Below are 20,674 nucleotides of genomic sequence, written 5' to 3'. Positions count from 1 at the left end.
CGCGGTGTTTATTGTGCTGGGGCGGATTACGTATTATAGTAAGTGAAAAGTCAGAATGAATTATAGTGGGGGAGTCGACGGCATGGCAGTGATCAAAGAATTGAAGACCATGGGTGAGCTGGCCATGGTGCAGGATATAGAACAGCAGATATGGGAGCAGGTGCCGGTGCCTCTGCATCAGACGTATACCGCCGTCAAAAACGGCGGCATCATGCTCGGGGCTTTCGAGGAAGGTGACATCGTCGGGTTCGGTTACGGGTTTGCCGGATTTAAGGATGGGAAGACATTTTTGTGCTCGCATATGCTCGCCATCAGGCCGGCGCACCGTTCCCGGAAGATCGGCGAGCAGCTGAAATGGCGGCAGCGGGAGATTGCGCTCGAAAAAGGCTACGATCTCATCCGATGGACGTTTGATCCGCTTGAGACTAGGAATGCCTACTTGAACCTCACCAAATTGAACGGTATCTGTAATACATATATTGAAAACTGCTATGGTGAAATGAAGGACGGCATCAATAAAGGGCTCCCTTCCGACCGCTTCGAGGTGGACTGGCATCTCGACAGCGCTCATGTCAGGGAGCGGGATATGCGGATTCCGGGTGATGCAGTGCCTTTGAATGCTGTCGGGGAGAATGGAAGCGGCCTTCCTGTATACACTGAAGGGGAAGTTGGGGACCTGGATGCGCCTGCCTATACCCTTGCAGTGCCGAAAGAATTCCAACAGCTGAAAGCGGATGATCCGGGCCTCGCACTGGACTGGCGGATGAAGACGCGGGAGAAGTTCGGGTCACTCTTTACAGCAGGCTATTCGGCAGTCCATCTCCAGCCTTATGAATTCCATGCAGAGTATGTTTTTGTGAAAACAGGTGATTTAAGACTTGAGTGAATTTAAGGGCAGATTGACAAACCAGCCGGTGTTTTCTAAACTTATAATATAAATTGAACAATTCTGAAAACTCAAAGGGGTGAGTTCATGCAGTATAATGCCACAGAAATAGCGGATCAATTGAGAAAGGAAATCGTCCTTGGAAAATATGAACGGGGGGAAGGACTCGGGGAGGTGACGCTGGCCAAGCGATATGATGTGAGTCGCGGCCCCATCCGGGACGCATTGATGATATTGACTACCGAAAGGATGGCCGAGAAACGTTCGAATGGGAGGACGGTGGCCGTCGGCTACGACATCAAAGGCATCCGGGATTTGTACGACGCCCGCATTTTATTGGAAACGCACGCCGTCAACCGGATGGACCAGGAGTTGTTTGAAAAATATAAAAGCCACTTATATGATTATATCCGTATGATGGAAGACGCAAGTGATTTTGAGACACGTGATATAGAAACGGATTTGTCCTTCCACTATCTTCTTGTAAAGATGTCAGGCAATGAAACGCTGATGCATCTTTGGAATACGCAGCGGAATGTGTTCCGTACGCTGGTGGACATCACAAGTGAAGTGACGATCAATCATCAGGATGAAATCATCAGCCAGCATACCCGGCTGGTCGAAGCACTGGAGGACGGTGATGTGAGGCGTGCGTCCGAACTGCTCCGAAGGCACCTCGAAGAGGCATGCGAATACTGCTGCAGGGGGAAAAGCATGATATAAAAACGATTGAACACTGTGCAAACTAATAATGCGCAGTGTTTTTTATTGCCGGCTGACACATCCGTATTTTAAAAGGTATTATATATTGGAAAGGAGTTTATTATGGACATTAAAAAACTGATATATAAAAGTCCTGCTTTGTCAGGCGACTATCCTGACTTTAAGGCGGAGACAGCACCGGACGATCCATTCGAGACTTTTTATGAATGGTTTGAACACGCGGTGGAGACAGGAGTCGTTGAGCCGAGTGCATTCATGTTCAGTACGGTGGACGGGGAGGGAGCGCCAAGCTCGCGGATCGTCAATCTGCGCGATATGGAGGCTGATGGTTTCATCATCGGTTCAAATGCTGAAAGCCGCAAGGGACAGGATATGCAAAAAAACAAAAATGTTGCGATGACGTTCTACTGGCGCGAGGTCGGCAGGCAGATTCGCATCACAGGGCATGCGGAGGCGGCACCTGAGGAATTGAACAGGAATGACTTCATCCGGCGGAACCCGGCTTCCAAAGCCTTGTCGTTGACCGCAAAGCAGAGCTTTGAGCTTGGAAGCATGGAGGAGCTGGAACGGGAAATGCGGGAAGCCGCGAGGCAGGTGAAAGAAAACCCGGAAGCCTTCAAGACCTGGACATTATATAAAGTGATTCCGTCGGAAATGGAATTCTTCCAGGCGCGTAAAGACCTCGTCCATACCCGCCTCAAATATGAGAGAGTGGATGACGGGTGGAAAAAGATGCTGCTCTGGCCGTAGGGAATGTACATATCGTTTCAATTCATCCATACCGGGAATATATATAGTATTGAATATTACGGGAGGGTTTTAAATGAACTACGATATCATCATCATCGGTTTCGGTAAAGGCGGCAAGACACTCGCAGGGGCCCTCGGTGAAGACGGTCAAAAGGTTGCACTTATAGAGAAAAGCCCTAAAATGTACGGGGGCTCATGCATCAACACGGCCTGCATCCCTTCAAAAACCTTGATTGAAGAAGCGGGACGCGGCCGGAATTTCAGGGAGGCAATGAGCCGGAAAACCAATGTGGTCAACGATTTGAATGAGAAAAATCGTAAAAAACTGGAAGACAACGAAAATGTGGACATATATACGAACACTGCACGCTTCAAGGATAATAAAACGGTTGAAATAGTGGAGAACGATCAGGTCATAGATGAACTCACTGCGGAAAAGGTCGTCATCAACACCGGGGCGAAAAGCAACATACCGGACATTGAAGGCATCGACACCACAAATAACATCTTTGATTCCGAAGGCATCATGGAGCTTGATGACCAGCCGGATTCCCTCATCGTGCTCGGTGCGGGCTATGTGGCATTGGAGTTCATTTCTTTATTCACCACACTCGGCACAAAAATGACGGTCATCGACAGGTCCCCGCATGTTCTGATCAAGGAAGATAAAGATATCGGGACGGCCGTTTATGAAGATATGGTTGGAGCGGGCATCGAATTCGTGAGTGATACGGAAACATCTAAAGTCTATAATGACGGGGAGAGTGTGGTTGCCGAGACGGATAACGGCACATTCAAGGCAGATGCCATGCTCATTGCGACCGGGCGGAATCCGAACACTGAAGGACTGGGGCTTGAAAATACGGATGTGGAACTGGATGAGGACGGCGCGGTCAAAGTGGATGAGCACCTCCGCACGACTGCAGATAATATCTTTGCGCTCGGCGATGTCAAAGGCGGCATGCAGTTCACTTATATCTCCCATGATGACTTCAGGATCGTCTACGACCAGCTGAAAGGTGACGGCGGAAGGACGACTGAAAACCGAGGGGCGGTGCCTTACACCGTCTATATCGACCCGCCGTTCTCGAGGGTCGGCATGACCGCTTCACAGGCGAAGAAGAAAGGGCACGAAGTGGCCGAAGGCAAACTTCCGGTCAAGGAGATACCGCGCCATAAAGTGGATGACGATGAGCGGGGCGTCTTCAAAGCCGTGGTGGACAAAGAGACCGATAAAATACTCGGTGCAAGCCTCTACGGCAGGCACTCTGAGGAAATCATCAATATCGTGAAACTCGCCATCGACCATGATATCACCGCGACTGCGCTGAAAAATAATATTTATACGCATCCGACGATGGCAGAGTCGTTCAATAATTTATTTGATGTATAAAGTGCTTTTGGAATGCGGCTTGTCTAAATATATCTCCAGTGACGATATATTGATGAGCGTAGATCAAGATTCAGCCGGAGGCGCTCAATTATTAAATATTATGAACCGGTTGAATAATAAACACATAAAATTTAGAATAATTTGAAGACAGGGCTTGTCCTGTCTTCTTTTTACACCCAAAATTGATTATGATATAGGTAATCATCAAATTGGAGTGATACATATTGGATAAAATCATCGACATACAAAATGTGAAGTGGATCAAATCAGGCCAGGAGATCTTAAAGGATGTCAGCTGGTCTGTGGACCGGGGGGAGCACTGGGCGGTGCTCGGGCTGAACGGCTCGGGGAAGACGTCGCTTTTGAATATCGTCACAGGATATAATTATCCGACGAAGGGCAGCGTCACCGTGCTCGATACGACTTTCGGCAAGGCGAGCATACCGGAGATGCGGAAAAAGATCGGTGTCGTTTCCACGGCATTGGAGCGCTTTGATGTGACATTGAACAACCAGCTGGTCGAGGATATCGTACTCAGCGGGAAGTTCTCATCGTTCGGCATCTATCAGGAAGTGACCGGTGCGGACCGTGAAAAAGCTGAAGGCATCATGAACGACCTGCGTCTGGATTATTTGAAGGGTCAGGTGTTCCGGACACTCTCACAGGGTGAGAAGCGGCGGACGATCATCGGGCGGGCGCTTATGGCGGACCCGGATCTCTTGATCCTGGATGAACCGTGTTCGGGCCTCGACATACTCTCGCGTGAAGATGTCCTCAGCATCACACAGAGCATCAGGGACAGGAGCAGCCACCTGATCTATGTGACACATCATATCGAGGAGATCACGGATGTAATCACACACGTGCTCCTTATGAAGGACGGGGAAGTGGTGACCGGCGGCAGGAAAGAAGATGTCCTGACTTCTGCGAACTTAAGCGACATCTATAAAATCCCGGTCAAAGTCCACTGGGAAAATAAACGCCCCTGGCTTTCAATTTCCGATAAATAATCTGCTGCGTTTATGATATATTTAAATGTGGATATTCAACAAACCAGTAGAGGAGTGGAAGTCATCAAAGTCAAACTGCTGTTTATAATATCGTCACTCATGTTGGTCCTGTTTCCGGCCGGTGCAATGGCAAATACATTTCAGCCCGGTCAGAGTATGAATGAACAGGCCGTTGATGATCAGGAGGAAGAGGGCGACACGGACAACAACCAGGAGTCAAATGGTGATACGGATGATTCCGGCGAAGAGGAGCCGTCCCGTGCCTTCCCGGATAACTCGTACGACGATAACACCTACTATAATGATGATTACAACAATTATAATGACAATGGCTACAATGATTTTAATGATGGTTATTATAACGATGAACCTTCAGGGTGGGAGCCTGTGGAAGAGTATGGTGAACCAGAGCCTGAGCCGGAACCCGAACCTGAGCCAGAACCGGAGCCTGAGCCCGAGCCGCAGCCTGAACCCGAACCGATAATAGAAGTGCCTGTCATCGAGGATCCGGTCATGGAAGAGCCTGTGGAGGAAGATGAACCGCGGGTTGTGAATGTAGACATCCTGCCGGTCGAGGCATTCTCGCTTACAGGCGCCGTGATGGATGATGAAAATCATGGTGTCGGCGGTGTGGAACTGACTTTGACAGGTGACGGATTTGAAGAACAAACAATAGAATCTGAAGAGGACGGCAGTTTTTCTTTTGATGACATACCTTCAGGGCAGTACAAAATTGAAGTGGAAGCTGCTGAATATGAAGTTGCGGAAGCACCTGAAGAAATCGAATTGACGGACAGATCGAAAAGAGGACTCCGCATTGCCCTGGCTTCAGTGGAAGAAGAAGTGACTGAAGAAGAGGATGAAGCGGTGGAGACGGAAGAAGTGGTGCTTTCAGAGGAGGCGGCCGGGTTCACTTCAATGGACTGGACGCTCATGATAACCGGTGCGGTCTTTATTTTAATCAGCCTTTTTGTATTTATTTTAAAAAAAGTGAGAAATAATTAAATTTATATGTTTTAAACGGTAAATATGTGGTATATATTAATTAACTGATAATAATAAAATATTTCCTATCCTAAAAGATCACCGGATTCGGTTCGCCGAGCCCGGTGATTTTTTTATTTTACAGAAGAAAATTGAGTTTTTGGAAAATACAGATATCTAAGGTGAAACTGCTTGTGTTCGTTGTATATACATGATAAAGTTTTTTGTAAATGAAGGGGTGAGTGGAATGGCGGTAAATCGTGATGATGTCAGGAAAATCATTGAAGCCATCGGCGGTAAGGAAAACGTCAATGCAGCGACGCACTGTGTGACAAGACTGCGTCTGGCACTTGAAGATGAAAGCAAAGTGGATAAGGAGAAATTGGATCAGATCGACCTCGTCAAAGGTTCTTTTGCAGCGAACAACCAGTTCCAGGTGGTCATCGGCCAGGGGACGGTGGACGAAGCTTTCAAAATTTTTGAAGAGGAGACAGGTAAAGGCGGCGGATCCAAAGAGGAAGTGAAGAAGGCCGCAGCGACGAAGATGAATCCGATCCAGCGGTTCATCAAAATGCTCGGTGATATTTTCATACCGATTTTACCTGCGATCGTTACGGCGGGCCTCCTGCTCGGTATCAACAACCTGCTGACGGCAGAAGGCCTGTTCTGGGAAAATGAATCGTTCATCAGTGTCTTCCCGGGCATAGAAGGTCTTGCGAGCATGATCAACTTCATCGCAGTGGCACCGTTCATCTTCCTGCCGGTGCTGATCGGCTGGTCGGCGATGAGAGTGTTCGGCGGGAACCCGCTGCTCGGCATCGCGCTCGGTCTGGCTTTGTGCCACCCGGACCTTGCGAGTCAGTACGGGCTGTTCGACCAGGAAGCTGGGGAACTTGCGGAAATCCCGACATGGAATGTGTTCGGGCTTGAAGTCGAGCAGTTGAACTACCAGGGCCAGGTGCTCCCTGTACTTGTGGCGACATGGTTCCTGGCAAAAGTCGAAGCCTTCCTGAATCAGCGTGTGCCTGATATGTTCAAATTGCTGCTTGTCGCACCGATCTCTTTACTGGTCGTCGGCATACTGACGTTCATTATAGTAGGACCTATTACATTATGGGCGAGCAGCATCATATCCGACAGCATCGTCTGGCTGTTCGACACTGCGGGCATACTCGGCGGTGCAGTATACGGCCTGTTCTATGCACCGCTTGTCATCACGGGTCTCCATCATATGTTCCTCGCTGTGGATCTGCAGCTGATCGGGACGACGGGGGCGACGTTCCTATGGCCAATCCTTGCGATCTCAAACATTGCACAGGGCTCTGCCGCTTTCGGTGCATGGTTCATCTACCGCAGGAACAATAAGAAGAAAGAGGAAGGTCTCGCGCTCACTTCCGGCATTTCCGGCTGGCTTGGCGTGACCGAACCTGCGATGTTCGGTGTCAACCTGCCTCTGAAATATCCATTCGTCGCCGCAATCCTCACCACTTCTGTCGTCGGTGCGATATTCGGTGCAAGCGTCCTGACTGCGACGAGCATCGGTGTCGGCGGAGTGCCCGGAATCATCTCGATCACACAGGAGTTCTGGGGACTATTCCTGATCGGCATGATCGTTGCGATCGTGGTGCCTTTCGTATTAACACTGGTCTTCTCCAAATTTGCGAAGACACAGACTAAAGACATGGTGGATGTAGATTAAATATAAAGGAGTTTTTAAAAGTGGCAGTTTCAGACTGGAAAAAATCCGTGGTGTATCAAGTATATCCAAAATCCTTCAACGATTCGACGGGTGACGGCACGGGTGATATCCGCGGCATCATCGAAAAGCTGGATTACCTGGCATTTTTGGGCGTCGATTATATATGGCTTACACCTGTCTATGAATCCCCGATGCGGGACAATGGCTACGATATCAGCAACTACTATGAGATCAACCCGGAATTCGGCACGAAAGAGGACTTGAAGGCGCTGATGGACGAAGCGCATGAAAAAGGCTTGAAAGTCATGCTGGACCTTGCATTCAACCATACTTCGACGGCGCATCCATGGTTTGTGGAATCGAAAAAATCGAAAGATAATCCTTACCGGGATTATTATATATGGAAGGACGGCACATATGACTCACCGCCGACAAGCTGGGAATCCAAGTTCGGCGGCAATGCCTGGCAGTATGATGATAATACGAATCAGTACTATTTAAGGCTGTTCGATGTCACCCAGGCGGATTTGAACTGGGATAATGAAAAGGTCCGGAGTGAGATTTATGAGATGATCAATTACTGGATTGATTTCGGTGTCGACGGCTTCAGGTTCGATGTCGTGAACCTGCTGTCCAAGGGGGAATTTAAAGATTCCGATGGACCGGGTAAGGAGTTTTACACTGATGGTCCGCGCATCCATGAATATATCCATGAAATGAACCGCCGTACTTTCGGCGGGAAAGAGATTATGACGGTCGGGGAAATGTCGTCGACGACCATCGACCACTGCATCAAATACACGGCCCCGGAGCGTGAGGAACTGAACTCGGTCTTCAACTTCCATCATCTGAAAGTGGACTATCCAGGCGGTGAGAAATGGACGGATGCGTCTTACGACTTCATACTTCTGAAGGAGACACTGATGAAGTGGCAGCTCGGCATACACGAGGGCAACGGCTGGAATGCGATTTTCTGGTGCAACCATGACCAGCCGAGGGTGGTTTCCCGCTTTGGTAAAGATGACACTGAGGAAAATCGTGTGAGAAGCGCCAAAATGCTTGCGATTTCCCTGCACGGCCTTCAGGGCACGCCTTATATTTATCAGGGCGAGGAAATCGGCATGACCAATCCGGGTTTCAGCCGGATCGACCAGTACAGGGATGTTGAAACCCTGAATGCCTATGATATCCTCAGGGAGAAGGGATACAGCTATCAGCAGGTGATGGATATATTGAAAAAGAAATCCCGCGATAATGCAAGGACGCCCATGCAGTGGGATGGAAGCCCTCATGCAGGTTTCACGGACGGGGAGCCTTGGATTGAAACTGCACCCAATTATCCGGAAATCAACGCTGAAAAAGCCGTTGCAGATGAAACTTCCGTCTTCTACACCTACAAGAAGCTCATCGAAATGCGGCATGAGATGGAAATCCTCACTTCGGGCGACATCAGGCCGATGTTGATGAAGGACAGGAATTTATTCGTCTATGAAAGAACGCTCGATGGGGAGTCGCTGCTTGTGATCGCCAACTACAGCGACAAGTATGTGGCCTGGCCGGAAGAGGTTGCGCGTGATGGTGAAGTCCTGATTTCAAATTATGATGTCAAGGACAATGAATTAAGGCCTTTCGAGGCACTGATGATCTACAGGAAATGATGAATGAAGGCAAGTCCAAAATGAAAAGATCCGGGTGACGCTATGAATCTAAACAAATACAATCAAATCTACCAGTCGTTATCCAGCGATATCGTCGAGGGGAAATATGAGGCCGGGGACGTCCTGCCGTCTGAACATAAGCTGCTCAGGCAGTTTGGGGTCTCCCGTGAAACGGTGAGGAAGGCGCTCAGCCTGCTCCAGGAAAACGGCTATATCCAGAAGATGAAGGGAAAAGGCTCAGTGGTCATCTACAATCCTTCAATGAATTTGACGGTCTCCCATCTGACGAGCTTCAAGGAAGTCCAGGCGCAGCAGACGAGGGTCTACACCACCGTCGTCCACACTATGGAAAAAATCGAAGCGGGTGAAGTGCCGCATGTCCAAAGTGCCCTCGACCTGAAAGGGGAGACACTGCTCTGGCAGCTGGTCCGGCAGAGGAAGTATGAAGGCAAGACGCATATCGTGGACATGGATTATTTTATTCACGATATGATGCCGGGCCTGACGGAGGAGATTGCACAGGACTCGATATATGAGTATATCGAAAAACGGCTCGGACACAGCATTTCGTATTCACATAAGGAAATCACGTTCAAACCGATGACGGAACTGGACATCGAGCTGTTCGGCCCCGTGACGCCGCCGTACACCGCAAATGTGAAGTCGGTTGTGCATTTGAGCGATGCCACCCCTTTCCAGTACAATGTATCGAAGCATCTGGCAAGCGAGTTCAGATTTGTAGATTTTTCAAGAAGGTTCACGGGTGAATGATTAATGCTTGCATCATAAAAATAATTTTGGTATTATGTTAAATACCGTGCTAAGTGGGGAATTAGCGGTGCCCTGTACTTGCAATCCGCTCCAGCAAGGCTGAATTCCGCTTCCGAGGGAAGCAGTGTGAAGACTGCCTTAATCTTACCGGTGTTGAGATCCCGGTCCTATGCAATAGGACGTCGCGAACCATGTCAGGTCCGGAAGGAAGCAGCATTAAGTGGCTAATCCTATGTGCCGTAGGGTCGCCGGGGTTGAGTCGGTATTTTAAGTAACGTTTGTGCTGTCTTCTCGAAGAAGCGGTGCACGGCTACATATGCGAGACTGCATCTATTGATAATAGATGCAGTCTTTTTTTAGTTCGTAATGCATTATGGATTAATGTTATAATAGGGAACGATATAAGATAATTCGGAGGTGCCGCTGGATGGAGTATCAGGCGTTATACCGTGCCTTTCGTCCGCAGAGTTTCAAGGATGTCGTAGGACAGGGACATGTCACCAAAACATTGAAAAATGCCATTACAAGAAACAAGGAATCACATGCTTATTTGTTCAGTGGTCCGAGGGGGACCGGGAAGACGAGCATCGCGAAAATATTTGCAAAAGCGCTGAACTGCCAGTTCGGTGCGGAAGGCGAGCCGTGCAATGAATGTGATGTCTGTCTCAGCATCACGGACGGCAGCGCAAATGATGTCATTGAAATCGACGCTGCGAGCAATAACGGTGTCGATGAAATCAGAAGCCTCAGGGAGAAAGTGAAATATGCCCCATCCCTCACCCGCTATAAAGTCTATATCATCGATGAGGTGCACATGCTCACGACAGGCGCATTCAACGCACTTCTGAAAACTTTGGAAGAGCCGCCTGAACATGCGATATTCATCCTTGCGACCACCGAACCGCATAAAATACCGGCGACGATCATCTCACGTACCCAGCGGTTTGATTTCAAGGCGATCGAAAATGATGAAATCGTCGGGAGGCTGAAATTCGTAGCCGATTCCGAGTCCATCCAATATGATGAAGGTGCGATAGAATACATCGCAAGGACGGCGGAAGGCGGCATGCGGGATGCACTCAGCATCATGGATCAGGTCATTGCATACAGCAACGACACCATCACCCTGGATGATGTGGTCATGATCACAGGCGGCATCAAGCAGGAGTCGCTGAATGAGTGGCTGAAGCTGATCGAACATCAGGATTCGAGGGCCGCCTTCATCAAGTATCATGAATTCATCGATGAAGGGAAAGACCCGACACGGCTGATACATGAGCTCGTCTACTACATCAGGGACATCATTTTAATGAAGCATTCGAATGAAATCGATGAAAGCATCGCATTTTTCAATGTTGAAGACAAAGTATTATATGAAATGATCGATGTATTGAACGATGCGATGGTGATGATGCGCTTCTCCGTGAACACGAGCGTCCATCTTGAAGTCGTGATCGTGAAACTGATAGAAGTGCTGTCGAAGCGGAGCAATGTGGTGGAAGCCCCTGAAGTGGACCTGACGCATATAGAACAAAAGCTGAACGAGCTGGAAAGACGTCTTGAGCACGCCCAGTTCTCCCCGCAGCCGAATAATGGCCGGCGGACCGAAGCGAAGCGGCCGGGCGGGAAGGGCTATTCAGTCAGCCAGATTGAAAAGGTACTGGACAAAGCCAACAAAGAGGACATCGTGAAATTGAAGGATGGCTGGCCGCAGGTGTACCAGTATGTCGAAGAGAAGAACTTCCACGCTTTGAGGTCGCTCATAAAAGACTCGGAACCGGTGGCGGCAAGTGATACCCATGTCCTGATCAAGTTTGACAGTGATGTGCATTCCGAGCTGATCAACACGGATGATAAGAAGAAACAAGAACTGGAAGCAATCATCCCGACGATCATCGGCAAAGAAGTGCAGGTGGTCGGTGTGCCGCAATCGAGCTGGCAGCAGGTACGGGCGGATTATATCAAAGAACGGAAATCCGAAAAATCACAGCCTGCAACAAACGAGAAGAAACCGTCGGATGTAGCGAAGGAACTTTTTGACAGCAGCATAGTGGAAACTAGGGAATAATAATGGTTTATAGTATAATGATAATCATATATAATGGATAAATGAAAAATGATATATATTGGAGGAATTATAAATGCGCGGTGGAATGAATAATATGCAGGGCATGATGAAACAGATGCAGAAGATGCAGAAGAAAATGGAAGAAGAGCAGGAAAAACTGAAAGAAGAAAGAGTCGAAGGTACAGCAGGCGGCGGCATGGTGACAGTCACAGTATCCGGCCATAAGGAAATCGTCGACGTCGAGATCAGCGAGGAAGTCGTGGATCCGGATGATATCGAGATGCTGCAGGACCTCATCGTTGCAGCGACAAATGAAGCGATGACAAAAGCAGATGCATTGATGAGCGACCGTCTGGGCAAGCACACCCAGGGCTTGAATATTCCAGGAATGATGTAATATGCATTATCCCGAACCCATTTCAAAGCTCATTGACAGCTTCATGAAATTGCCGGGCATTGGGCCGAAGACAGCCCAGCGTCTGGCATTTTATGTTTTAAATATGAAAGAAGAAGATGTTGTCGATTTCTCACGCAGCCTGATGAAGGTGAAGCGGGAATTGCAGTTTTGTTCAGTATGCGGGCACATCACCGATGTGGACCCATGCTATATATGTACGGATAAATCGAGGGATAGAAGCATCATCTGTGTCGTGCAGGATACCAAGGATGTAATCGCGATGGAGAAGATGCGCGAGTACAGCGGGATGTATCATGTGCTGCACGGTGCAATCAGCCCGATGGACGGCATCGGCCCGGAAGACATCAACATCCCGGCCCTGCTGGAACGTCTGAAAGATGAGAATGTCAAAGAGCTCATCCTTGCGACCAATCCGAATATCGAAGGTGAATCGACCGCAATGTATATCTCAAGGCTCGTCAAACCGATCGGCCTGAAGACCACCAGGCTCGCCCACGGTCTCCCGGTCGGCGGCGATCTGGAATATGCAGATGAAGTGACACTGTCCAAAGCGATTGAATACCGTACGGAATTATAAAAGAACTCCTCTGCTCACGCAGGGGAGTTTTCTTGTATAGAAAACAATTGAGCCCCCGAGCCCGATCCTTGATTATTAAATCTTTTTATCCTATAATAAATCTCGGAATCGAAATATATTAGATTTAATATGATTTTGTTACCTTCAATATGTTTCACTTTCCCCTTAAGCCGGGTAGAGGTTGAATATTCGATGAGTGGAAAAACAGCAATAGAAGCAGCATAAACCAAGTTTATATCCAGGATATAAGCTTTTAAATAAAAATTATATCTCGAAATTGAGATAATTAATAAAAGGGAGTTTTGTTTATGAGTACAGAATTATTAGGTATCCACCATGTCACGGCGATGACGGACGATGCGGTCAGAAACTACGAATTCATGACGGAGGTGCTCGGTATGCGCCTCGTCAAAAAGACTGTGAACCAGGATGATATCCAGACATACCATACGTTTTATGCAGATGATGTCGGGAATCCGGGGACGGATATGACTTTCTTCGACTTCCCGAATAATCCAAAAGGGGTGCGGGGCACAAACTCGATTACGCGTACGGGACTCAGGGTGCCAAATGATGCGGCCCTCGAGTATTATCTGGAACGCTTTAAAGAGTTCGATGTCAAAAATGAAGGCATCCAAGAGCTGTTCGGCAAAAAGGTCCTGCCGTTCGAGGAAGCGGATGGACAGAGGTATCAGTTGTTTTCGGATGAAAATAATGAAGGTGTCGCGCCGGGTACTCCGTGGAAGAACGGTCCCGTCCCTGAAGATAAAGCGATCTACGGTCTTGGTCCGATTGAGATTACAGTGAACTATTATGAGGATTTCAAGCAGGTGCTGACTGACATCTACGGCATGAAGCCGGTCGTTGAGGAAAGTGACGTCACTTTGTTCGACGTCGGAGCGGGAGGCAACGGCGGCCAGGTGATCTTAAGGAAAGATGAGACGCAGCAGGGGCAGCAGGGCTACGGCGAAGTCCATCACGTCTCCTTCCGAGTCGCAGATCATGATGCAATCAAAGCATGGGAAAAAAGGTATAATGAGCTCGGTGTGGGCCACTCGGGCAATGTCGACAGGTTTTATTTTGAAGCGCTCTACGCCAGAGTCGGCCATATTTTGATCGAGCTTTCCACCGACGGTCCGGGTTTCATGGGCGATGAGCCGTATGAGACTCTGGGTGAGAGCCTGGCACTGCCGCCGATGCTCGAGCCTAAGCGTGCAGAAATCGAAGCGCAGGTCCGCCATTTCGATACAACACGTTCAGATAAATAAAAATGATGAATGATATATGAAACAGGAGATGAAGTTATGGAAGCAATCAAAAGGATCCACCATATTACAGCCATCGTCGGCGACCCGAATGAGAATTTAAAGTTTTACAGGGACGTGCTGGGTCAGAGGCTGGTGAAACAGACGGTGAATTTCGACGATCCGGGCGTGTACCATCTGTATTTCGCAGACAAGGATGCAACGCCGGGGACCGTCATCACATTCTTCCCATGGACGAATGATAATGTGGGCAGGAAAGGCAGCGGCCAGGTCGGCAGGATCGCATACCGCGTACCTGCCGGCAGTCTGGGTTACTGGAAAAAGCACCTTGCCGATCACGGTATCGAAACTGAGGAGACTGAGTTCTTCGGAGCGAAGACGCTGGAGTTCAGTGACGTCCACGGCCTTGATCTCGCAATCGTTGAAGGTACTGAAACGGCTGATACAGATAATATTCTCGGATTCCACGGCGCCGAGCTGTTATCCGGAGATCCGGAAGGAACGAAGGAGCTGCTGACGGGCAGGATGGGATTGGAAATGGTTGAAACCGGAGACGATAACCATCATTTTGAAACGGCGGGTGCTGAAAAGCACCATATCGTGACTTCCCTTCCGCCCCAGCCGCGAGGTCGCTTCGGCATCGGCACAGTGCACCATATCGCCTGGTCGGTGCCGGATATCGAAGTCCTGAAAGAGTGGCAGGATACTTTGACTTCTGCCGGTTACGGCGTGACGGAAGTGAGGGACCGGACTTACTTCAGGTCCATCTACACCGGTGAAAAAGGCAATATCGTCTTTGAGTTCGCGACAGACGGTCCGGGATTCGATGTGGACGAAGATCAATCGGAACTCGGCACTTCATTGAAACTGCCGGAGCAGTATGAACACCGCAGAGCCGAGTATGAAAAGACTCTGCCTAAATTGGATATATAAGGAGCTGCTTTCATGCTGGATTTTTCCCCTGAACAACTGACGGAAAAAGAGAAGAAGAAATTCCTGATCGGGTCTGTCATCCCAAGGCCGATTGCGCTTGTTGCGACAATGTCGGATGAGGTGATCAATATAGCGCCTTTCAGCTATTTCAATATCGTCACCTATAATCCGCCGATGCTTTCGGTCGCCGTGCAGCGTTCAAACGGCGAAAGCAAGGATACGGCAAGGAATATCCTTGAAAATAAGGAAGCGGTGCTGCATATCGTGGATGCGGATAATGTCGAAGAAGCAAATAAAACGTCGGCATCTTTATCCGAAACAGAAAGTGAACTGGATATTTCACACTTCACGACAACAGAGTCGAAAACTGTGGCAGTGCCGGGCCTGAATGAAGCAAAAGTCAGATATGAAACAGAACTGTATCAAAATGTGGTCGTATATAATGAAGAAAATGTTCCGACCACCGATCTGCTGCTGTTGAAAGTAAAGCATTATCATATCGATGCAGATATTTATCACAACGGGTATATAGATCCGCTGAAGCTGAAGGCGGTCAGCAGGCTGGCAGGGAATGACTACGCTGAAATCGGTGAGATATTCACCGTCGAGCGGCCGGAGTAGTCAATAGAAGGAATACAAAAGCAGAACAGAAAGTGAGCATTTAAAATGAGCTTTTTCAAAAAATTATTCAATAGATCTAAGGAGAATGAAAACAATATGGCAAACGTTAAGTTGGCAGTTATATTTTACAGCATGGGCGGCACTAACTATGAAATGGCGAAGTGGGCCAAAGAGGCAGGAGAAGCGGCCGGTGCGGAAGTCAAGTTATTGAAAGTGCAGGAGCTGGCGCCCGAATCGGTCATTGAAGGCAATGAAGCATGGAAAGCGACTATCGACGCAACAAAAGATATCCCTGTTGCAACTTCGGATGATATCGTCTGGGCGGATGCGATCATATTCAGCACTCCGACGAGATTCGGTACAATGGCTTCACAGATGAAACAGTTCATCGATATCCAGGGCGGCATCTGGGCTGAGGGCAAGACCGTCAATAAGGTGGTCAGTGCGATGTCTTCAGCGCAGAACCCGAATGGCGGTCAGGAAGCGACGATATTATCATTATATACTTCAATGCTTCACTGGGGTGCAATTATCGCATCTCCTGGTTATACAGATCCGGTATTGTTCGGTGCAGGCGGTAACCCGTACGGCACAAGTGTCACCGTCGATCAGGATGGCAAAATGGTGGAAGATGTGGAGGATGCTGTCAAGCATCAGGCAACCCGCACAGTCAATGTGGCTGAAATGATTAAAAGAGGAAGCAGCAATTAAATATGAGTATGCGGAGACCTTCTTTTACGAAGGTCTCTTTTTTATTTATGTTACTATATATGAAGATAATAAAAACTGACAGAGTTTTCGGTCAAATCGTATGGAGGTCATTATGGATACTGGGAAAATGAAGGAACTGGCGGATTATGTGCATCAGGCTTATAAGGATAAGAAAGAAATAAAGAAAATCACTTCAGATTTATATCCGGAATTGACGATTGAAGAGGCATACGTCGTTCAGCAGGAATTGATCCGGCAGCATATTGAGGAAGGGCATGAAATACTGGGACCGAAAATGGGTCTGACAAGTGAAGCGAAGATGAAGCAGATGAATGTCGATGATCCGATATACGGCTATGTATTCAGGCATATGGTCGAGGAGGGTGATATCGACATCAGCGGGTACATACATCCTAAAATAGAAGCGGAAATCGCATTCGTGCTTTCGGAAGACCTGGGAGGATCTGATGTCACAGCATTTGATGTATTGAAGGCGACGAAGTTCATCATTCCAGCTATTGAGATCATCGACAGCCGCTATGAGAATTTCAACTTCACACTGGCTGATGTCATCGCAGACAACACTTCGGCAGCGGGAGTGGTTTTCGGTGAGAAGCATTTCAATCCTGCGGAATTCGATCTGGATGTAATCGGCGTCAACCTGAAGATCAACGGTGAGCTGAAGGATTCAGGGACCAGTGCAGCCGTGCTCGGGAATCCGGTGCATTCCGTCGTGAGGCTTGCGAAGATGCTGAGTGAGGAAGGTAAAGTGATCAAAGCGGGCGAGCCGGTTTTGACCGGTGGCATCACAGCAGCCCATCTGATCGAAAAAGGGGATCATGTCGCCGTGAAATACAGCGGAATCGGGGAAGTCTCATTTTTTGTGAAATGAAATCCTGCAAATCTTGCACAAGGTCGCGGTCCTTCCTGCAGTAGGGCCGCTTTTCTTTCCATTCGTCATAAAAGTCTGTGCAGATCCATATATATCATCTATCATATAGTGTAATAAGGCAGTCCAATTCAACTTCAACAGAAAGTGGTGTGACCCAATGGATTTACTCATGATCATCCTCCCTGTATTCCTGGTTTTCGCGGCGGGCTATGTTGCGGATAAGATGCTCAAGTTCGACATCAAATCAATTTCTGCCATGTCACTTTACATATTATTGCCGATCCTCACATTCAATACATTCTATCGTAATCCACTCACGATAGATTATCTGTACTTATTCATCTTCACATTTGTGCTTACGGGGATATTGATGGTGATTACAGTGATATGGGGTTACTTCATGAAGTCATCCAAAGAGGATATGTCGGCCATACTGCTCGGGACTTTATTTCCCAACAGCGGGAACTACGGCACACCCGTTGCACTGTTTGCTTTGGGTGCCGTCGCTTTCGATTATGCGATCGTGCTCATGGTGCTGCACGGTTTCGTCATCAGTACGGTGGGCATCTTCATCGCCTCGTTCGGCAGCGGCGCAACGATTACGGTGAGGGAGGCGGTGACCAATATATTTAAAATACCGGTCATCCACGGTGCTATTGCCGGAGTGTTATTCCAGCTCTTCAATATCCGGCTCGATGAAGGGATAATGGATATCGTCGAAATGACGGGCAATGCAGCAATCCCTGTAGTGATGCTGATACTCGGCATGCAGCTCGCCCGCATAACCAAAGAAAGTTTCGCCATCAAAGATGTGACGGCGGTCGTATCCATCCGCATGATCATTTCACCGGTGATCGCAGCGCTGCTGGTCCTTGTGATGCCGGTGGACGAGACGATGAAGATGGTCTTCATCCTGCTGAACGCAATGCCGGTCGCAGCGAACTCGACGATGCTTGCGGTCCAGTTCAATGTAAAACCGAACGTGGTGTCCTTCTCGACACTCATCACAACTCTGATCAGCATCATCACGATACCGATATGCTTATATCTGCTCGGCGTCTAGTCCGCGGTGCAACGGCATTAAATACATTCTGAAATGAACAATAAAAATCTCCGCCCCTTAACAGGGTGCGGAGATTTTCATCTACCGGTAGCGTGATTTATCTTTCAGCCTGAAAGTGAGCAGGAATCCGATGAAAGCAAGCAGCGCCATTACGGCGAAGGCGTAAGTCGTGCCCCAATAAGTGCTGAGCCGGACCGGAGCATCCATCAGGGAGACGGTGATGCTGATGATGGACGTCAGTACGATGACGCCGAAAGTCATCGCGAACTGGCGGATTGTATTGTTGATTGCAGACCCGTGAGGGATTTCATCTTCCGTCAATTCTGCCATGCTTACAGTGACGAGCGGCATCAAAGTCAGTCCGAAGCCAGACATGAATATGCAGAAATATCCCATGATGAAGTAAGGGGAGCTGTCCATGCCGACAGTGTTGAGAAGCACGAGCGACAGTGAAGTCAGTCCAAACCCGGTGATGGAGATGGCCTTTCCGCCAAAGCGGTCGTACAGGGCACCGGATATGAAAGTGATGATGGACAACAGTATCGTCCCGGGCACAAGCAGGAAACCTGATAAGAAAGCACTCGTCCCAAGCACCGTTTGCGAGAACATCGGCAGAATCGTCTCGGTGGAAAGGAGCAGCATCATATTGATGAAGACAAGTATCAGTGCCAGCGTAAAATTCCGGTTTCTGAACAGACTTAAATCGAGCACGGGGTACGGCATGTTGAACTGTCTGGTGGTGAAGAACCACAGACTGAGCAAGCCCGCCGCGATGGGGAGGATCACAAGCCAGTCGAACAATCCATATACACTTATATTGCTCAGTCCGAATATGAAGAGGGAGAACCCTATTGCGGATAATATAATCGATCGCATATCGAGGGAGACCGGATTCCTCTTAAGGACGTTCTTCATGAAAAAGACAGCGGCAATAAGTGTGATGGCAACGAGAGGGAGCAGCACCCAGTGCAGCGCCCTCCAGTCCAGGACATCGATGATGAATCCGGAGATGGGCGGGGCCGAAGCAGGTGCTACGTTGGTTACTGCCCCGAGCATGCCCATCGCAAAACCCCTTCTTTCATACGGGAAGACGATCAGTAATATCGTCTGGACGAGCGGGAGGATGATGCCTGCCCCAATCGCCTGAATGACTCTCGATAAGAGCAGCACCCAGAAGTTCGGGGACCAGCCGCCGATGATGGTCCCGATGAGCATGCATGACATCGCGAACACGACGAGTGCCTTTGATGAAAACCTGGTCGATAAATACCCGGACATAGGAATGAATATGATGCTCGTCAGCAGGAAAGCTGTCGTCAGCCACTGAACCTGTGTTGTGTTGACATCAAATTCTGCCATGATGGTGGGGAAGGCTGTGATCAGCAGAAACTGGCTGAACGTAAATAAAAATGCTGCAGCCATGACCACTGCAACAACACCTTTTGACTGCACCTTTTCCTTCGCCATCCATCCCACTCCTCTTTTATCGATCAGTTATATTGTTTCATATTGGAAATGACCGGTCAATTCTGTCATGACGGGAATCACGGGAATATTTAAAACACACATATCCGGCAGAAAGAGGGAGAAGGACGAACGGTGTAAAGTCCTGTTCCTTCATTATAAGGGGCATCATGTGTGCTGAATACCCATACTATAGAAGAAACAGGGATGGATCACTATAATGATGAAGCTTAAATAGAAGGATGGAGCTGGGGTATTGAAGTGTCGGCAGGTCAGTAACCCGGTCTTGCAAGCACCAGAAGTTCACGAAGCGCAGCTTTACCAGTGCACTCTAACTAATTTCAAAGAAAATCATCAAAACCATTGCATTACTTTAAAATGGCTGGTATAGTATTAAGTTCACTCACCAATTAAATGATTGAACGCAACAACAGTGGGTGAGCAGGAAATCCAACAGGAAATACGAGTTTTAAAGCAATTTAAAAGAAATTGAATTTAATGCTTGCATTACATCGCAGAGTCCTGTATAGTTATATCTTGTCGGGCGAAAAAGAAATAAAGAAAAGCGCCGATAACTTATAAAAAACTTGAATAACATACTTGCTTTTGTTAGACTGGCATGTTATGATAGTTAAGCAGTCAAAAGAACATTGAAAACTGAATGACAATATGTCAACGTTAATTCCGATAAACAAGTCTTCCATTATGGAAGCAGTTGAGGCGACCAACGCAAAACGCAATTGATACTGTCAGTATCATACGAGCTCAAGATGAGCTTTCCATTTATG

At 48.3% G+C, this 20,674-nt stretch carries 19 protein-coding genes and 1 other RNA gene; 19 read left to right on the top strand and 1 reads right to left on the bottom strand.

The features are described 5' to 3' along the window. Nucleotides 1-55: 55 nt before the first annotated feature. The 19 genes from CRN96_RS13035 to CRN96_RS12940 all read left to right on the top strand — a co-directional run bounded on the left by CRN96_RS13035 (nucleotide 56) and on the right by CRN96_RS12940 (nucleotide 18,422). Nucleotides 56-886, top strand: a complete 831-nt coding sequence (locus CRN96_RS13035) for a GNAT family N-acetyltransferase (protein WP_245844732.1) — start codon at nucleotides 56-58, stop codon at nucleotides 884-886. Nucleotides 887-973: 87 nt separating this feature from the next. Continuing rightward, entirely contained in the window at nucleotides 974-1,609 is a 636-nt protein-coding gene (locus tag CRN96_RS13030) for a GntR family transcriptional regulator (protein WP_097042953.1), read from the top strand. A gap of 102 nt (nucleotides 1,610-1,711) precedes the next feature. Next, nucleotides 1,712-2,359 carry a pyridoxine/pyridoxamine 5'-phosphate oxidase gene (locus CRN96_RS13025; RefSeq protein WP_097042950.1) on the top strand — a complete coding sequence of 216 codons (648 nt, stop codon included), beginning with the start codon at nucleotides 1,712-1,714 and terminating at the stop codon, nucleotides 2,357-2,359. A 73-nt stretch (nucleotides 2,360-2,432) separates the two neighbouring features. After that, nucleotides 2,433-3,752, top strand: a complete 1,320-nt coding sequence (merA, locus tag CRN96_RS13020) for a hypothiocyanous acid reductase MerA (RefSeq protein ID WP_097042947.1) — start codon at nucleotides 2,433-2,435, stop codon at nucleotides 3,750-3,752. Between the two features lie 224 nt (nucleotides 3,753-3,976). Next, a complete protein-coding gene (locus CRN96_RS13015) occupies nucleotides 3,977-4,762 on the top strand; it encodes an ABC transporter ATP-binding protein (protein WP_097042944.1) in 786 nt (261 codons plus the stop codon). A 156-nt stretch (nucleotides 4,763-4,918) separates the two neighbouring features. After that, complete coding sequence (locus CRN96_RS13315; RefSeq protein ID WP_179647249.1) at nucleotides 4,919-5,767, top strand: carboxypeptidase-like regulatory domain-containing protein; 849 nt, start codon at nucleotides 4,919-4,921, stop codon at nucleotides 5,765-5,767. Between the two features lie 226 nt (nucleotides 5,768-5,993). After that, on the top strand, nucleotides 5,994-7,445 hold the full coding sequence (gene treP / locus CRN96_RS13005) for a PTS system trehalose-specific EIIBC component (RefSeq protein WP_097042939.1): 1,452 nt from the start codon (nucleotides 5,994-5,996) through the stop codon (nucleotides 7,443-7,445). A 20-nt stretch (nucleotides 7,446-7,465) separates the two neighbouring features. Further along, nucleotides 7,466-9,103: an alpha,alpha-phosphotrehalase gene (gene treC / locus CRN96_RS13000; RefSeq protein ID WP_097042937.1), complete on the top strand. Its 1,638-nt coding sequence runs from the start codon at nucleotides 7,466-7,468 to the stop codon at nucleotides 9,101-9,103. A 42-nt stretch (nucleotides 9,104-9,145) separates the two neighbouring features. Further along, nucleotides 9,146-9,874: a trehalose operon repressor gene (gene treR / locus CRN96_RS12995; protein WP_097042934.1), complete on the top strand. Its 729-nt coding sequence runs from the start codon at nucleotides 9,146-9,148 to the stop codon at nucleotides 9,872-9,874. Nucleotides 9,875-9,918: 44 nt separating this feature from the next. Then, an RNA gene (ffs, locus tag CRN96_RS12990) (signal recognition particle sRNA large type) lies at nucleotides 9,919-10,184 on the top strand. A gap of 117 nt (nucleotides 10,185-10,301) precedes the next feature. Next, nucleotides 10,302-11,942 carry a DNA polymerase III subunit gamma/tau gene (gene dnaX, locus CRN96_RS12985; RefSeq protein ID WP_097042932.1) on the top strand — a complete coding sequence of 547 codons (1,641 nt, stop codon included), beginning with the start codon at nucleotides 10,302-10,304 and terminating at the stop codon, nucleotides 11,940-11,942. Between the two features lie 73 nt (nucleotides 11,943-12,015). Beyond that, nucleotides 12,016-12,339 carry a YbaB/EbfC family nucleoid-associated protein gene (locus tag CRN96_RS12980; protein ID WP_097042929.1) on the top strand — a complete coding sequence of 108 codons (324 nt, stop codon included), beginning with the start codon at nucleotides 12,016-12,018 and terminating at the stop codon, nucleotides 12,337-12,339. A 1-nt stretch (nucleotide 12,340) separates the two neighbouring features. Further along, complete coding sequence (recR, locus tag CRN96_RS12975; protein WP_097042926.1) at nucleotides 12,341-12,937, top strand: recombination mediator RecR; 597 nt, start codon at nucleotides 12,341-12,343, stop codon at nucleotides 12,935-12,937. Nucleotides 12,938-13,245: 308 nt separating this feature from the next. Next, entirely contained in the window at nucleotides 13,246-14,205 is a 960-nt protein-coding gene (locus CRN96_RS12970; RefSeq protein ID WP_097042924.1) for a ring-cleaving dioxygenase, read from the top strand. A 36-nt stretch (nucleotides 14,206-14,241) separates the two neighbouring features. Then, the gene (locus CRN96_RS12965; RefSeq protein ID WP_097042922.1) at nucleotides 14,242-15,135 is read left to right on the top strand and encodes a VOC family protein; all 894 of its coding nucleotides are present in this window, start codon (nucleotides 14,242-14,244) and stop codon (nucleotides 15,133-15,135) included. Nucleotides 15,136-15,147: 12 nt separating this feature from the next. Then, nucleotides 15,148-15,756 (top strand): flavin reductase family protein, encoded by a 609-nt coding sequence (locus CRN96_RS12960; protein ID WP_097042920.1) that lies wholly within the window; start codon nucleotides 15,148-15,150, stop codon nucleotides 15,754-15,756. A gap of 96 nt (nucleotides 15,757-15,852) precedes the next feature. Then, nucleotides 15,853-16,467: an NAD(P)H:quinone oxidoreductase type IV gene (gene wrbA, locus CRN96_RS12955; protein ID WP_097042918.1), complete on the top strand. Its 615-nt coding sequence runs from the start codon at nucleotides 15,853-15,855 to the stop codon at nucleotides 16,465-16,467. 112 nt (nucleotides 16,468-16,579) lie between these two features. Next, nucleotides 16,580-17,359, top strand: coding sequence for a 2-keto-4-pentenoate hydratase (locus CRN96_RS12950; RefSeq protein WP_097042916.1), 780 nt, complete (start codon nucleotides 16,580-16,582; stop codon nucleotides 17,357-17,359). A 157-nt stretch (nucleotides 17,360-17,516) separates the two neighbouring features. Continuing rightward, nucleotides 17,517-18,422: an AEC family transporter gene (locus tag CRN96_RS12940; RefSeq protein ID WP_097042912.1), complete on the top strand. Its 906-nt coding sequence runs from the start codon at nucleotides 17,517-17,519 to the stop codon at nucleotides 18,420-18,422. 81 nt (nucleotides 18,423-18,503) lie between these two features. Here the strand turns inward: CRN96_RS12940 and CRN96_RS12935 are convergent, their stop codons facing one another. After that, complete coding sequence (locus tag CRN96_RS12935) at nucleotides 18,504-19,889, bottom strand: DHA2 family efflux MFS transporter permease subunit (RefSeq protein WP_097042910.1); 1,386 nt, start codon at nucleotides 19,887-19,889, stop codon at nucleotides 18,504-18,506. Nucleotides 19,890-20,674: the final 785 nt, after the last annotated feature.

Origin of the sequence: Salinicoccus kekensis, assembly GCF_900220995.1 — a bacterium.
Taxonomy (GTDB): domain Bacteria; phylum Bacillota; class Bacilli; order Staphylococcales; family Salinicoccaceae; genus Lacicoccus; species Lacicoccus kekensis.
The sequence above is the reverse complement of the archived record's forward strand: the minus strand, read 5'-3'. Positions and strand labels throughout refer to the sequence as shown.